This is a genomic window from Exiguobacterium sp. BMC-KP, from assembly GCF_001275385.1.
In the GTDB taxonomy this organism is placed as follows: domain Bacteria; phylum Bacillota; class Bacilli; order Exiguobacteriales; family Exiguobacteriaceae; genus Exiguobacterium_A.
The window spans coordinates 1,809,861-1,825,219 of record NZ_LGIW01000015.1 but is presented as its reverse complement, the minus strand read 5'-3'; the positions used below and the strand labels follow the sequence as shown (position 1 = coordinate 1,825,219).

Annotated in this window: 16 protein-coding genes and 1 other annotated feature; of the genes, 10 read left to right on the top strand and 6 right to left on the bottom strand. The window is 48.2% G+C overall.

The window, feature by feature from the left end; all coding sequences use genetic code 11:
* The first annotated feature begins 1 nt into the window (after position 1).
* From ADM98_RS15240 to ADM98_RS15225, 4 genes are all read left to right on the top strand, one after another.
* Positions 2–580, top strand: coding sequence for a DUF6470 family protein (locus tag ADM98_RS15240; protein ID WP_053454214.1), 579 nt, complete (start codon positions 2–4; stop codon positions 578–580).
* A 4-nt stretch (positions 581–584) separates the two neighbouring features.
* Positions 585–1,025 carry a flagellar assembly protein FliW gene (gene fliW, locus ADM98_RS15235; RefSeq protein ID WP_053454213.1) on the top strand — a complete coding sequence of 147 codons (441 nt, stop codon included), beginning with the start codon at positions 585–587 and terminating at the stop codon, positions 1,023–1,025.
* Positions 1,025–1,249, top strand: coding sequence for a carbon storage regulator CsrA (gene csrA / locus ADM98_RS15230; RefSeq protein ID WP_023469287.1), 225 nt, complete (start codon positions 1,025–1,027; stop codon positions 1,247–1,249). The genes fliW and csrA overlap by 1 nt, the downstream gene beginning before the upstream one ends.
* A gap of 195 nt (positions 1,250–1,444) precedes the next feature.
* Positions 1,445–2,269, top strand: coding sequence for a squalene/phytoene synthase family protein (locus tag ADM98_RS15225; RefSeq protein ID WP_053454212.1), 825 nt, complete (start codon positions 1,445–1,447; stop codon positions 2,267–2,269).
* 60 nt (positions 2,270–2,329) lie between these two features.
* Here ADM98_RS15225 and ADM98_RS17410 read toward each other — a convergent pair whose 3' ends face one another.
* The 5 genes from ADM98_RS17410 to ADM98_RS15205 all read right to left on the bottom strand — a co-directional run bounded on the left by ADM98_RS17410 (position 2,330) and on the right by ADM98_RS15205 (position 8,577).
* On the bottom strand, positions 2,330–2,497 hold the full coding sequence (locus tag ADM98_RS17410; RefSeq protein WP_160315950.1) for a hypothetical protein: 168 nt from the start codon (positions 2,495–2,497) through the stop codon (positions 2,330–2,332).
* A 14-nt stretch (positions 2,498–2,511) separates the two neighbouring features.
* Positions 2,512–3,408 (bottom strand): alpha/beta hydrolase, encoded by an 897-nt coding sequence (locus tag ADM98_RS15220; RefSeq protein WP_053454211.1) that lies wholly within the window; start codon positions 3,406–3,408, stop codon positions 2,512–2,514.
* A 23-nt stretch (positions 3,409–3,431) separates the two neighbouring features.
* On the bottom strand, positions 3,432–4,313 hold the full coding sequence (locus ADM98_RS15215) for a YitT family protein (RefSeq protein WP_053454210.1): 882 nt from the start codon (positions 4,311–4,313) through the stop codon (positions 3,432–3,434).
* Positions 4,314–4,400: 87 nt separating this feature from the next.
* Positions 4,401–7,223, bottom strand: a complete 2,823-nt coding sequence (locus ADM98_RS15210; protein WP_053454209.1) for a sensor domain-containing protein — start codon at positions 7,221–7,223, stop codon at positions 4,401–4,403.
* 199 nt (positions 7,224–7,422) lie between these two features.
* Entirely contained in the window at positions 7,423–8,577 is a 1,155-nt protein-coding gene (locus ADM98_RS15205) for a hypothetical protein (RefSeq protein WP_053454208.1), read from the bottom strand.
* 130 nt (positions 8,578–8,707) lie between these two features.
* Between ADM98_RS15205 and ADM98_RS15200 the strand changes: the two genes are divergently transcribed.
* On the top strand, positions 8,708–9,364 hold the full coding sequence (locus tag ADM98_RS15200; RefSeq protein WP_053454207.1) for a response regulator transcription factor: 657 nt from the start codon (positions 8,708–8,710) through the stop codon (positions 9,362–9,364).
* Entirely contained in the window at positions 9,361–10,626 is a 1,266-nt protein-coding gene (locus ADM98_RS15195) for a HAMP domain-containing sensor histidine kinase (protein WP_053454206.1), read from the top strand. Before ADM98_RS15200 ends, ADM98_RS15195 begins: the two co-directional genes overlap by 4 nt.
* A 78-nt stretch (positions 10,627–10,704) precedes the next feature.
* Here ADM98_RS15195 and ADM98_RS15190 read toward each other — a convergent pair whose 3' ends face one another.
* On the bottom strand, positions 10,705–11,208 hold the full coding sequence (locus ADM98_RS15190) for a hypothetical protein (RefSeq protein WP_023469278.1): 504 nt from the start codon (positions 11,206–11,208) through the stop codon (positions 10,705–10,707).
* A gap of 136 nt (positions 11,209–11,344) precedes the next feature.
* On the opposite strand from ADM98_RS15190, the gene ADM98_RS15185 reads away from it, so the two are divergent.
* From ADM98_RS15185 to ADM98_RS15170, 4 genes are all read left to right on the top strand, one after another.
* Complete coding sequence (locus ADM98_RS15185) at positions 11,345–11,827, top strand: hypothetical protein (protein ID WP_053454205.1); 483 nt, start codon at positions 11,345–11,347, stop codon at positions 11,825–11,827.
* 64 nt (positions 11,828–11,891) lie between these two features.
* Complete coding sequence (locus ADM98_RS15180) at positions 11,892–12,722, top strand: GNAT family N-acetyltransferase (protein WP_053454204.1); 831 nt, start codon at positions 11,892–11,894, stop codon at positions 12,720–12,722.
* Positions 12,723–12,999: 277 nt separating this feature from the next.
* On the top strand, positions 13,000–13,392 hold the full coding sequence (locus tag ADM98_RS15175) for a hypothetical protein (RefSeq protein ID WP_053454203.1): 393 nt from the start codon (positions 13,000–13,002) through the stop codon (positions 13,390–13,392).
* Between the two features lie 62 nt (positions 13,393–13,454).
* Positions 13,455–13,692: a binding site (T-box leader), on the top strand.
* Positions 13,693–13,786: 94 nt separating this feature from the next.
* Positions 13,787–15,295, top strand: a complete 1,509-nt coding sequence (locus ADM98_RS15170) for a peptide ABC transporter substrate-binding protein (RefSeq protein WP_053454202.1) — start codon at positions 13,787–13,789, stop codon at positions 15,293–15,295.
* The last annotated feature ends 64 nt before the right edge of the window (positions 15,296–15,359 follow it).

Sequence of the window (15,359 nt, the reverse complement as noted above, 5' to 3'; positions counted from 1 at the left end):
GATGAATCTTCCTCACCTAGAGATGCGACAGACCTCTGCTAAAATCGGTATGCAGACGACACCACTTGAAATGCGACAAACGCAACGTTCGGCTGATCTCTCGATTGAACAACCGCAAGGCGAACTAGCGATTGAAACCGTAGCGGCTCGTCTCGAAATTGATTCTTCGCAGGCTTGGATTGAAATGGGACGAATCCCGGCATTTGAATCAGTCAGACGGTATGCGGATCTCGGTCAACAAATGGTACGTGAAGGGACGGGACGCGTCGCGAGTGAAGGAGATCAATTGATGCGGATCGAGCAAAAAGGTGAGGTCATCGCGCGGATTGCGAAGATGAACGATACGCCTCCAGCAGAAGTGACGACGCTGGGCTTCATTCCTCGGAGCTTGGACCGGGTCAAAATTAATTTTACGCCGGCTGAAGTGAATGTTCGCTACACTGCTCGTAAGCCGGTCATCGATGTCACAACGCATCGTCCGGAACTAGATGTCACGGAAGGGAAAACAGACATTTTTCTTCGGGAACGAAATCAGCTAGATATGTGGCCAGTGGGCGGCATATACGACGAGAAAGGATAATATTATGCAAATCGAAACAGATTTTTTTGGCACGATTACGATCGAGCCAAGTGAGATCATTACTTTCGCTTCTGAATTACCGGGGTTTCCGGATGCCAAACAATTCGTGTTGTTACCGTTTGGAGAAGGGGTACCGTTCTGGTCCTTCCAATCGATCGATCAGCCGGAGTGTGCGTTCATCGTCACGAATCCGTTTTGGATCGATCCGGATTATGTCTTTGAATTAACGGATTCTGCAAAAGAACAGTTGAGTATCGAAGAAACAGTACAAGTCGCCGTATACACGACGGTAACCTTACGTGAGCCATTTGAGGAATCGACGACGAATTTACGTGCACCATTCGTCATGGAGACGAAGCAGCGGCTCGCGAAACAAATCATTTTAGAAGATACATATCCGAATCGTCAAAAGATTGGAAGTCTGACAGAAGTAGGTGGACGCTGATGCTCGTACTAAAACGAAAGAACGGCGAAGCGATTCAAATCGGGGACGATATCGAACTGACGATTCTTGCAATCGAAGGCGATCAGGTTAAACTCGGGATTCGAGCTCCACGACAAGTCGATATCCATCGCAAAGAAGTCTACTTAGCGATTCAAGAAGAGAACACGGAAGCCTCACGTAGTACGGGATTGATTGGACAACTCTTGAAACAACAGGAAAAGTAAGGTCAAGTGAATGCCAGTGTATACTCTTGTGATTCATGCATTCTCTGGGAAAAAGAATACAGAAAGACTCCCTGCGTGTATCATACAAGTGCAGGGAGTCTTTCTTATCATGAAATAAATGCTGAAACGCGTTGAATCGTGTATAGTAAATGGAGAGAAAAGAAACCTTTTGAATCGAAGAGGGAGTTGTCAGGAATGAATGAGACGAAGCAGCTGAAAAAAGACGCGAACCGTGTATTAAAAGCGACGAGTCGCACCTTCTATATCCCGATTAGTCGACTATCGCAAGACTTACAGGAAGCGGTCGGTGCTGCTTATCTATGCATGCGTGCTATCGATGAAATCGAAGATCATGAGGAACTGGCGACGGACATCAAGACGATGTTACTACGCGAGACGGCATTGATGATGCGTGGGACGTTTTCCGGTACGGCCTATCTTGAGTTGATTGCTCCGTACACGTCACATTTACCAGAAGTCACGCTTCGTTTACCAGAATGGATTGCCTATTGTCCAGCACCGATTCGTGCGAAAGTCCTCGATTCGACGGCTGAGATGGCAGAAGGCATGGCCGTTTGGGCAGAGCGGGACTGGACAGTCAAAACAGAAGCCGATCTCGACGAATATACGTATTATGTCGCCGGACTTGTCGGTGTGATGCTGTCGGACATTTGGTACTGGAAAGCAGGTATTGTCACGGATAAGCAACAAGCGATTGGATTCGGTCGAGGACTGCAGGCCGTGAACATTCTCCGTAACCAACAAGAAGATGCAGAGCGGGGTGTCGGTTACTTCCCACCTGGCTGGACGACCGATACGATGTTCGCTTACGCACGAGAGAATCTTGCGGAAGCCGATGCCTATCTCGCTTCGATCCCGAAAGAGACGACAATCTACGAGTTTTGTCATATTCCACTTGCGCTTGCTCACGGTACGCTCGATGCACTTGCAAGAGGTAAGGAAAAACTGAGTCGTCCGGAAGTCTTGAAAATCGTCGGTGCTGCCGTATTAAAACGATAAGCTTACATTAAAAAAGTAGCCGTCCGTTTCCCTAAGGGAAGCGGACGGCTGCTTTGTGTCTCAGCGTAAGACGTACAATGTTAATCCAATCAGTGCAGAACCGATCCAAATGAGGAGGATCGCTCGTCCATAAGGGAACCGATAACCGGCACGTCGCGAAACGAATAAACCGATCCCCATGACCGCCAGTGCGATGAAGAACGTCAAGAACAAGGAGAGTTGTTGCATCCGATTTCCTCCTGTCAGTGTAGATCAGATAAGTATGCGAGTACCTTCTCTTCATAGGCTTTTCGATCATGGGCATACGATTGAACATGACCACCGTTCTCTGTCACATAAAGTTCCGATCGTGGGGCTGCCTTTTGAATCTTCATACTTTCTGTCACCGGAATCGCATCGTCATCCTTCCCGTGGATCAAAAGGATTGGATACTCAATCCGCCGGACGGATTCCACCGGTTTGACGCGTTCTGGATTTAATCCTGTTAGTGGGGGCGTGATTTCTAGAATGATCGGTGTAAATGGGAAGTTTGGTAAACCGCTCCAAACTGGTAGATTGGTAGCAAGATAGTTTTCGAGATCGCTAAATGGACTATCGGCAATGACACCGACGACATCAGCATTTGGAGCGGTGACGAGCGAAGTCGCAGCTCCCATTGAGATGCCGTAAAGTACAACTGGCTTCGACGAGCGTGATTTCGCATAACGAACAGCTGTTAGTAAATCATCTTGTTCCTTTGCTCCGACTGTGACGCGTTTGCCGTCAGATTTACCAGAACCCCGGAAATCAAACGTCAGCACATTGTAGCCAGCATCATGAAATTTTTTAAAGAGCGGTAGGACTGGAACATCTTCTTGCTCCCGATTTTTACCGTATCCATGGGCAAAGACAATCGTCAGCTTCGCATCCTCGCTCGGCATCCACCAGCCGGATAGGCGGGTCCGGTCTTTATAGGACCGGAATGTCACGTCCTCATATTCTAGATTTTCTGCCTTCTTTGGATTCGTCGTCAGTGCCTCTCGTTCAGGTTGCGTCAATGATGAGCCGACGTAACCTGAAATACCAACGATGATGACGACGACAAAGGTGATGATGATGACGATAGTCGCGATGATTTTTTTACGATGTTTTTTCCACACCCGCGTTCCTTCCTTTCGTTCGGTTAATGGATATCTTTTTTCTTGAAGCGACCGCCATGGACATCATGGATGTTGCCAATTGCAATAAAGGCTTGTTCATCAAAATCACGAACGATGTCCTTCAACTTCGATTCTTCCAAACGACTAATGACACAGAAAATGACTTTCTTCCCGTCACCCGTAAAGGCACCTTCTCCGTTTAAATACGTCATACTCCGACCGAGTCGGTCCATGATTGCAAGACCAATCTCTTCATAGTTCTCAGAGATGATCCAGACGCTTTTCGATTGATCGAGACCATCGATAACGACGTCAATCGTCTTGAAAGCGACGAAATATGTAATCAAGGAATACATCGCCCGGTCCCATCCAAAGACGAAACCAGCGGCACCTAGGATGAAGACGTTGAAGAACATCACGATCTCACCGACCGAAAATGGTGTCGAACGGCTAAAGGAGACCGCAAGAATCTCTGTTCCGTCGAGTGAACCACTCGACCGGATGACGATCCCGACGCCGATCCCGAGAATCAGTCCGCCGAAGACGGTCGCGAGCAAGTCGACGCTCGTTAACGGTCCGATATGCTCAAGTAGTTTTGTAGCAATCGCCATGATGAAGATTGCGTATAAAGTCGACAAGGCAAATGTCTTCCCGATCTGTTTATAGCCGAAGAAGATGAACGGGATGTTCAAGAAGAACAGCCACAGCGCAAGAGTCGTATCTGTGACTTTCGAACCAATGATCGAAATCCCGACGATTCCACCATCGATGATATTATTGGGGACTAAGAATCCTTTCAGTCCAATTGCAAAGATGATGGCACCGATCGTTAGCATGAGGAGACGCCGAAAGAGTTGACCTTTCGTCGAACGACGATGATGTTTCATCCGTAGTGGAGACTGCATGCCATTCCTCCCATCTAGAGTAAATTACTTTAAGATTACTATAACAAAAAAAGCACGAAGACGTCTGTGAACGTCTTCGTGAACGAGTCAAGAGGTATAACGTAACGATTGGAAAAAGCGCATGATCTGTTCTGCTTCTGTTGCATTTGCATATTCTCCGACATATTGTCCATCAAGTTGGTCGATGATCGTAACGGTACAGGTGACGAGTTGAAGCCCTTCGTTCAAGCGAATCTCACACGTTGCTGCATGTGAAGGAAGGGGTGTCTCAGTCGAGAAATACAACGCCCTTGTACTTGTCTGATGCGCCTCTAAGTCAGAAAAAGCGAGGGTGAAGGATTCCGTATGATGCGTCAACATCCGAATCTTTCCAGGAACAGAAAAGCGTGGAACGGTGTCACTCGCTAGCGCACAGGCTTCGATGGGATAGAGAATTTCTCGAATTAAAAATCCTTCCATCACATCACTCGGAACAGGTCGACTGAAAAGATAGCCTTGGATGCGTGGGCATTCGAGCATCCGGAACGTATCGAGCTGCTGAATCGTTTCGATTCCTTCTGCAACGACATGCAGATTAAATTCGTTTGCCATGTATAAGATACTTTTGACGATGGCTTGTGCTTTTAGGTCATCGTAAATGTGCGTCGCGAATTGTCGATCAATCTTGATGACGTCAATTGGATAGCGTTGCAAATAGACCATCGAGGAGTAGCCTTTTCCGAAATCATCTAAGGCGATTCGAACACCGAGGGCACTGACTGATTCAAGCGTCCGACTCGTCATCGGATCATCCATGATGAGGGCGGCTTCTGTGATTTCTAGTTCAAGTAGGATTGGGTCGAGCGCATACCGTGATAAGGTCTGTTCGATTTGATGGTCGAAGCCTGGTATCAACAGCCGTTTTGGTGAGACATTGATCGAAATCGGTACAAGTGAGGCACCTGTCTTAGACCACTCTTTCATTGTCCGGCAGGCTGTCTCGAGGACCCAATCCCCAATGTCGATATGCAGCGCACTTTCTTCAGAAAGCGGGATGAAATCGTTCGGCGGGATCCGTCCCCATTCCGGATGCTGCCAGCGGATCAATGCTTCCATCCCAACAATCTTACCCGTCCAGCTATCGACCTTTGGTTGGTACTCGAGGAATAACTGATCGCGTTCGATCGCATAATGCAAGTCCTGCTCCAAACGATAGCGTCGGTAATAGTCAATGTCGAGATTCGAAGCGTAGTGATGAAATGCACTGTGATCGTCGCGTCTCGAGCGTCTTAGTGCTGTATAAGAATGCTTTAATAACTCAACGGCGTCCGTGCTGTCTTGAGGATAGCGACTGATACCGATTGACACCCGGGCGAACAAGGCATAGGGCTCAATTGAAATCGGTTGTGTCGAGATCGTAAGTAGTCTTTCCGCACACGGCGTGACGTCTTGTTCATAGTCGGTCGAGACGAGCAGTGCATATTCATCCCCACCGAGGTGACCAAGAAAGACCTCGTCCGGCTTGACATCATTTAAGCGGGCTGCTGTTGCTTGAAGCCATTGATCGCCGGAGCCGTGACCGAACGCATTATTGATTTCCGTAATACGGTTGAACGAAACTGATAGAACGAAAAAAGGAATATCGAGCGCTTGCCATGATTCAATCGTCTCGATCAGTGCTTGGCGATTTGGAAGACCAGTCACGACGTCTCGAAGAGCAAGTTGCCGTAACTGTTCTTCGTATGCTTTTTGTAACGTGATGTCATGCAAAACACTATTGGAATAGGCAATCGATCCGTCCGACTGGAAGACTGGGATTTGTTGATCTTCGACCCATTTAATCCGTCCATCGGGAAAACGGAGACGGTACTGTAGTGTGCCCGCATGCCCTTGTAACAAGCGTTGCGTGAACTTTCGCATCGCATCGTGATCACGAGGATCAATTCGAGACAATAACCACGTATCATTTAAAATCAAATTTTTGGGTAATTCTTCGTAGATGTGTAAAAAACCTTGCGAATGAAATAAGATTCTTCCGGTCGTCAAGTCAATTTGTGAGATTGCTGCATTCACAGCCTCATAAATTTCACGGGCTTGAGCGCGCTCCATCTTCAATTGTTGACGAGCCGCATCGATTTCTGACAAGTCATACAACACGATGGACGCCTGATGCGCATGACCTGCGCGACGTGAAGCTTTCAGACGAAGTAATTGGTAAGAACCATCTGACGTCAATAAAGATAGTTCTTGTTCAAACTGATCTTGCTTCCCTGCTGCCATCCGTTCGAATTCGAAACGGAGTGGATCAAAATCCCATGGATGGATCCGCTCGAGTAATCGTTTTTGCTCGATTGATGACTGGTCTTCCCTTAAACCGAGAAACTTGAAAAGTGAGGGCGAAGACTCGATTTGATGAGATCGTAAGTCATAATAAAATAGAACTAATTCGGGCACCTGTTCTGTCAATTCCAATTGAGAGCGAATCGTTGAGACGTCTTCTTCGAGTTGTTTTTCACGTGTCAAGTCGCGTGCGACGCCGTAGACACCGATGATATGTCCATCTTGTTCAATCGGCATATTCGTAATTTTTAACGTAACGAGGTGTTGGTCGGCATGCAGTCCCCTCGCCGTATAATGGACGGTTTCCCCTTGTAACGCGCGCTGGAAAAACTGCGAGACCGCCTCCATCTGATCCGGAGGATTAAAAACGGAAAAGTGCTCGTATAAGGTGTGTTCTGAGTATCCTAGGATTTCTGGTAGATGTTCATTGAAATAGATGATCGTACCAGCTGCATCAAATACAAAAATCGCATCGGTTTGATGATGGAAAAAGGCTTCTGATTGTTCAAGACGTGTCACTTCTAGTCCACCGATGTGAATGGGTGTCTTAGCAGAACGTCGGATCGTTTTCATGGCCTCAAAAAACGCCATCTCTTCACCTCCATACATAGTAACGCTTCAGTGTTACTATCGGATGAAGGACGGCTTCGTTGCAACGATTCTTCAAACAATAGACTATTATTTCAAAAAAACGAATGAAAAGTTAGAAAATGGTGCAATTTTATTTCAAAATTAAGAGATCAATCACAACAAAAAACGAAGCTCTGCTGCGAGAGCTTCGTTTTATATGTTAAATCGCTAAATCGACCGAAGTGTCACTGACGTTCGGGTCCGTATCGGCTCCTTGATCCGGTGCGCCTGGTCCCATGCCACTGTCCGGACCATGTCCGTGTCCTGGACCGTGACCATCACGTGCTGGACCTTTCTTGAGGTCAGCATAGCTTGAGACAGCATCCGCTCGAGACTGAATGTGTTCCTTGATTTGTTTCGCTTGTTTTTCAGTCAGCTTACCATCTTTGACTTGTTGATCGACGGCAGCATTTTGAGCGTTGAGAACGGCTTTCTCGAAATCCGCGTAAGCAATCTTGTTCGCTTCCGCAAATTCAGGTAAGGATTGCTCTGCAGCTTCGAATTTCGCCTCATCGAGTCCAAGTGCTTTTAAAATCGCTGACGTCGAGTCACCGAAGACACCGCCTGGTCCATGGTCACCGCGCTTGCCGTGTTCGCCGCGATCCGGAAGATCGTCGTAGCTCTTCGCATCCTTGTATTCCTCTGTCAGACGGGACTTGATTTCCGTTGCTTGTTTTTTCGTCATCTTCCCATCTTTGACGAGTTGATTGAGTTCGCTTGTCTGTGCCGCGAGTAACGCTTTTTTGTAATCGGCGAACTTGATTGATTGTGCTTTCGCGTAGGCAGCAAGTGATTGATTAGCGGCGTCGAATTTTGACTGGCTCAGTCCGAGTGCCTTCAAAACGTCTGCGATCAACGATTCATTAAAGAAACCGGGTCCGCCGTGGCGACCCATCGGCATCTTCTCTTTTAGTTCAGCGTAGCTCTTGACGCCACTGAATCGTTCCGTCTGACGCTTCAGCATGTCAGCAGCTTGTGTTTTCGTTAAGTCACCGGATTTGACGAGACTTGCGAGCTGTTCCTTCGCTGCCGCGAGTTCAGCCTTCTTGTAATCGGCGAACGAGATCCCCTTTGCTTTCGCGAGATCAGCGATCGATTGTCCTTTCTCCCGGGCAGCGTCAGCCTCGGCTTGTGTCAGGTTTAATTTTTTCAAGAGTAACGTCATGTCTTGTTTTTTCATACCTTCGAAGTGGTGCCCGTGTTTCGCTTGTTTTGTCGTGCTCGAGTCATCGTTCGTCGCAGCGTATGCGGATGCTCCTCCAACTGTTAATGCGCTAATTGTCAATGCAGTGATCCATTGTTTTTTGAATGTCATGGGATGATCACTCCTTTCACCTTTTATGGTAGAGGGTCACGAAAGAGAAGTTGTGAGGAAGTTGCAAAGAAACTGCGAAGAAAGGCAAATGCGGATAAAAAGACGTTACACTACTAGTGGAGGGATGACAATGAACGTACTATTAATTGAAGATGAACAAAAGTTAGCACAGGTGACAGCACGCTTCCTGCGTCACCATGCGTATGAGGTAACGATTGCCGGTTCGTTAGCAGAGGCGAAACAGTGCCTGACGACAGCATTTGACGCCGTCTTGATCGACGTCCGTTTACCGGACGGAGACGGTTGGTCGCTCGTGCCAGGCATCAAATCACAAGTTCAGCCACCGGTCGTCTTCATGATGACGTCGCGCGGGGAGGCAGATGATCGTGTCTTCGGACTCGAACTTGGTGCTGATGATTACCTCGTCAAACCGGTCGTCCTGAAGGAGTTGACGATCCGGCTCGAGCGGGCATTAAAAGTTCGTCCGGTCGCTCGCTATGCGTTCGGTGACTTGACGATTGATGAAAAGGGACGCCAAGTGAAAACCGGTGAACGCGTGGTCAGTCTCGCGAAGATGGAATTCGAACTGTTGCTTTACTTTATTGAACATCTCGGTGAGGCACTCAGTCGGGATCAAATTCTTGACGATGTCTGGGGCTATGCATTCGGTGGCGATACACGGACCGTCGATACGCACGTCAAGCAACTGCGCGACAAGTTACCCGTCATTAAACAACAATTGAAGACAGTGCACCGGGTCGGCTATCGATTGGAGGCGATTGAATGAAACGACGTTCTTTGATGCGAAAGTTCTTATACGCTGTCGTCGGTCCGTTGCTGGTCATGGGTGTTCTCAGTTTCGTCTTGACGGCGTTTCTCGTCAATCGGTTTGCGGAAGGCGAACGGTATGACCAACTGGCGCGGGAAGCGAACATCATCAAACAGTCCCTTGAGGCAGACACTCCGATTCCACGTGATATCCAAGGATTTTTGACGACGGACGGATTGACGCAACGCATTGGCGCGCGCGGACCCGCTGGACGGTTACCACTTCTCGATGATTTAAAGAAAGAAGATGTCATCGAAGTTCAAGACGAACGGTTACTGACGTATCAGCTGACCGTTGACGGAACCCGCATCACGACGGTTCGCCAAGCACCGCTTGCGAGTAGTGCCCTCGACGGTGTCTATATCGCAATCGGACTTGCCTTACTCGTGACGTTACTGCTGGCATCCTTGCTTGCTTACTATATGGGACGGCACTTGACGCGACCGATCGTCACACTTCGGTCCGTCGCTCAAAAGATTGGTGCCGGCGAAATGGATGTCGTCCTGCCAGCGCGACCGAAAGATGAAGTCGGCGAATTAATTGACGCGGTTGATGAGATGCAGACACAACTGAAACAGAAGGATCATCTACAAAAGACGTTCATTGCCGGGATCACACACGACTTGCGGACACCACTCGCAATCATCCGAAACGAGACCGAGGCGCTTGCAGCAGGTGTTATTCCTGTCGCCGAACTGCCCGACGTGACGACGAGCATCATCGAGGAGACGGATCGACTTGGTCATCTGATTGATGAGACGTTACTTTATTCAAAGCTTGCCGGTGGACGGATGCCGCTTGAAAAGAAGGAGGTAGCACTTGATGAACTCGTATCGATGACGGTCGAACGCCTGCGCGGAACATTCACGCAAGCAGGACTGACGCTTGCGACGGATCTTCATTCGATGAGGCAGTCCCTTGATCCACGAATGTTCGAACGTGTTTTGATTAACTTCCTGATGAACGCGCGGTTTGCTTCACCAGTCGGTGGAACGGTCACCGTTCGTTTAACGGATGACGAATTGACGGTCGAAGATGAGGGAGTAGGAGTTCGCATTGAGGACCGGGCAACGATTTGGGACGTCTACGTCAAACAAGAAGGCAGTGCCGGACACGGACTTGGTCTTGCGATTAGTCGAATGATTCTTGATAGTCATCAATTCGAGTACGGTGTCCGTGACCGGAGTGGTGGCGGGGCAGTTTTCTACGTTCAGTTTTGATTGGACTATATTAGACACGTAAAAAGAGAGGTCAGTTCTCGGAGTTAATCCGGAACTGACCTCTGTTGACTTCAACGATTATTCGCCTTCGTTCGCATGAACGAGACTTGGTTTGACGAGAGTATAGAATTCATCGCTCATTCCGACGCGACTCCCCATCTGGCAAGCGAGTTCGAGTGTTTCCTTATAGAAGTTCGCGACGAGATCGTGATTCTTGATGTGCTCGTCTTGCATCGCCTTTTTGACCCCGAGGACGACTTTGTCGATTTGCTCATCGGCATCATTACGTACTGGGACGACGTTTTCTGGAAGATCGACTTCCTTATCGTGTCCGTTGAAGCGGAACGAGGCACCGAATCCGAGGTGCTCGAGGAAGAAGTGAGGTAACAGTTTACTCGCGAAGAACTGATGCCATTCCGTCTCTTTCATCGCTTCCATGTCACGTTTGAATGACGTCGTTGCTAGCGCATAGCGATCGTGTGTATCCTTCATGAACTTCTCGAGTATCGGAACCTGCATTGCAAACGCATTTTTGAGCAAGTTATCGAGCTGTTCTTGCGTTAATTGTTCTTGTTCAGTCATCGCTTTAACCCCATTTCGTTTCGTTATCCTTATCGTAAGAAATTTAGACAATTCCGTCAAATCTTTTTCGAGAATAGAGTTTACCTATTTCACAAAAGGGAATCCATTACTATCAATCATTTTAGGGGGAGTCAGCATGAAACGAATCGCAATGACAGGAGTCTTACTCGGAGCATGTCTGACTCCGGTGACGGGCTTTGCCGCAAGTAACGTGACGTATAGTAAAGGAGTCGTCGAAAATAAGACGTTCGGCTACACAGTCAAGACGACAGACGCGTTGAAAAAGGCAATTCAGCAAGACAAGGTCGAACTTGTCAAGAACAAGACCGTCAAGTCAAAATACGGTGTCGTGACACGCAGTGGGACGTTCGCGTTGTACTATAAAGTCAAGGGAGCCGATCAACTACTCGTCAACTTGAACTACGAGCCGAAGAAGCTCTCAAAAAAACAATTCGACCGTGAAATCGGATATGGTACATATCTCGGGACGAAAGGTAGTAAAACGTACTATTACGTCTTACCAACGGAAGCCGTTAAAGGCGCTGCTGGCAAGAAAGCGATCGAGAACTTGATCGTTAAGGACGTCCCGCAGATGATGAAGACATTCAAACTGCAATGAGCACTAGCTTTTGCTAGTGCTTCTTTTATTCGTTCGGTATAGTTAAAAATGAGGTGAGTGAATTATGGAATGGAACGTCACAGACGTCAAACAGACAACAGATGTATTACAACTCGAAAAATGTGTCAACGATCATGATGGCATTGAATTAAAAGTCGCAGCCGATTGGGTTGGCGAGAACGATTTCGCCATCTATGATGGTGAGAAATTGATTGGATATTTGCAAGCATTCGCGTATTTACCGACGGAATGGGAATTGAACGTCTTCGTTGATCCGGATTACCGGAAACAAGGTATCTTCACGGCACTCGTCGAAGCAGCACGCACGCGGGCGACGGAAGCAGGCGTCGAAGCATTCACGTTCGTCATTGATGACGCCAGTGAATCAGGTCAAGCTGTTCTTGGACGGTTAGGGGCTGAGTACCGGATGACGGAGTACAACATGATTTTGAAGAAGGCGCAATTGTTCCTAAAAGCGGACCCTGATTTCGAACTACGGGAAGCGACAGCGGACGACCGTCCGTTCATCGTCGAGACACTTGGTAAATCGTTCGGGAATACGGACGAAGAAGCAGAGTCAATCTATCAAGCAATCGAATCCGACGACCGGATCACGTTCATCGGTGTCGCGAGCGGTAAATCGGTCGGCGTCATCCGTGCTTACCTTGCTTCCGATACACAAGCGAGCATCCATGCGTTCGCCGTTCGTCCGGAAGCCCAAGGCAACGGCTACGGGAAAAAGATGTTGAAGTTGATGGTTCAAGCGTTGTTCCGAACTGGTCGAACACAGCTTGAACTCGACGTCGAAACGGATAACGACCGTGCACTTGATCTTTACAAAGAAGCGGGATTCGTCGTGCATCGTGGTTATCAGTTCCACGTGTTGGCGGTCTAATTGAAATAAGCATCACGACTTTTCCACTCGCTTTCCTCAGGCGAGACACAAGCCGCGACTCTGTCGTCTTTGACGCAGAGCCGGGTCTTGTTCGTCTCTGACAGCGCAGACGCGCTTTTTACTATAGGAGTCGAGTGGACGTGTAATGCCTATCGAAGAACGGTCTCCGGATCGTTCTTTTTTATAGGTATTATTACAGAAACTAAACAAAAACGTTGGAACCTTTTCTGCAATCCGTCGTATACTAGACATATGGAAAAAAAGAGGAGGCGACGTCATGGAGAGTCGACAGGATTCATTGCGGACGTTGAAGTGGGTATCAGGTGGAATGGAAGCGGTGCTTGGGATTCCGCTTTTAGGTGGTTCAATCGTCATTTTCTCAGGTTACAATGCCCTGTGGTTAATGCTCGCGTTTCATATCGTCGTCGTCGTATTGACGGCACGTGCCGGGAACGTCTCAAAAGGGAACATCGTCGGGATCGTCGCATCAACGGTCGGGGTCATTCCGGTCGTTGGGATGTTCTTACACATGGCAGCAGCGATCACGATTTTGATCGATGCGGCACTCGGTAACCGAATCGTCGCGCGGACTCATGTCAAACACGTCGAACCGATTCGACCGCGTCCGGTTCGTCGGGAACAAGAAAAACAAGAAGACCATCCGTTCTAAGTTTTTTTCGTTGACAGCGAAAAACAAGCCGTGTAAAGTAAACAACAAGTTAAGCCATATCAATTACATCGACGACGCGGAGTAAGTATCGTCAACACTGCCGACCAAGCGAGTCAGGAATGGTGAGAGCCTGACACGGTAAGCTGAACGAGAATGGACCGCTGAGAGCCTGTTGAACCTTCGAGTAGACAGGACGGTTGCCCCCGTTACCGGGCTAGCTGGTTGTTGGACCAGCGACAAGTGGAGACGATTTTTCGTCTCAATCAGAGGTGGCACCGCGCGGATACAGGCGTCCTCTATGCATTAGCTATTAGCTATGCGTAGAGGGCGTCTTTTTTGTACGTCACATGCCGAATCATCCAACGCTCATCATATTTCTCAGGAGGCACTACACATGAAAAAAACATTGATCGCAGCGGCGAGCACGGCAGTTTTACTCGCAGGATGTGCAACGACAGAACCAGCAGAGGATAAAAAAGCAGATAAGAAGATTTTGCATACGATGGAAAGTTACGATCTTCTGTCGGTTGACCCGGCAGATGCCATCACGTCAAACATCTTCAACCAAATTTATGAAGGGCTCTATCGCTTCGACGTGAACAACGAACTTGTTCCGGCAGCGGCGAAATCACATAGCGTGTCAGAGGACGGAAAAGTCTATACGTTTAAGCTGGACCCAAATGCCAAATGGTCGGATGGGAAGCCCGTCACAGCGGAGAACTTCCGTTATGCGTTCGAACGTGTCGTCGAAACGAATTCACCGTTCGCGTACTTGCTTGAGCCAGTTGAAAAAACGACAGCCGTCGATGACGAGACACTCCGGATTGAACTGAAACGTCCGACACCGTACTTTCTCAGCATGACGACGTTCGGCACCTATATGCCGGTTCGTGAAGATATCGTCAAAGCAGAAGGCGACCAGTTCGGGACGGACCCGAAAACGAACGTCTACAACGGACCGTTCACGTTCAAGAAGTATCAAGCGGAGCAAGGTTATACGCTTGCGAAGAATGCTGAGTACGCAGACCGGAAGAACGTCAAGATCGACGAAGTTGACGTCAAGATCATCAAGGATCCGATGCTTGCGATCAACTTGTTCGAGTCAGGCGAGCTCGATGTCGCACCACTCAACTCAGAAAATGTCGTCACGTACAAAGACAAAAAAGAGTACAACACGTTCAGCGATTCGCGGATGTTCTTCATTCGGATGAATGAAAAGACGGATGCGTTGAAAGACAAGCAGACACGTCAAGCAATCGATGCAGCGTACGATAAAAAGGCATTAACGGAAACATTACTCGGAAACGGATCACTGCCTGCGGACTACATCGTGCCGCAAGAACTCGATCCGAAGTATGACAACGCGCGTCAAATCAAATCGTCGTATGATGTAGCAGCTGCGAACAAGGTGCTTGCCAAACAAAATCTTGAATTGACGATGTTGATTGAAGACGATGATGTCTCAAAAAAAATCGGTGAGTATATTCAAGGGGCGTTGAAGAAACAGAACGTCGACGTTAAACTGTTGTCACTGCCGAAGAAAGAACGTCTCGCCCGTGAAGGACGAGGGGATTACGATCTGTCACTCGCGAGTTGGGCACCGGACTATCAGGACGCGACGACTTACTTGAACTTGTTTACGACCGGTAACCCGTTCAACATGATGGACTACTCGAACAAGCAGTATGACCGTCTCTTGAAGCAGGCTGAAAGTGAACTTGATCAGGATAAGCGTCTTGCATTACTCAGTAAGGCGGAAAGCGTATTGCTCGACGATCAAGCGATCTCACCGGTCTACCAGCGAAAGAATGCTTTCTTACAAAATACAGAAGTGAAGAATCTCGCGCGACACAATGTCGGAACGGATATTTCCTATAAATACGTCGAAATCAATCGTAACTGATACTCGTATCCTCTTTTCCTGATAACACAAGGGAAAGAGGATTTTTTGTATGGGAGAGATTTGG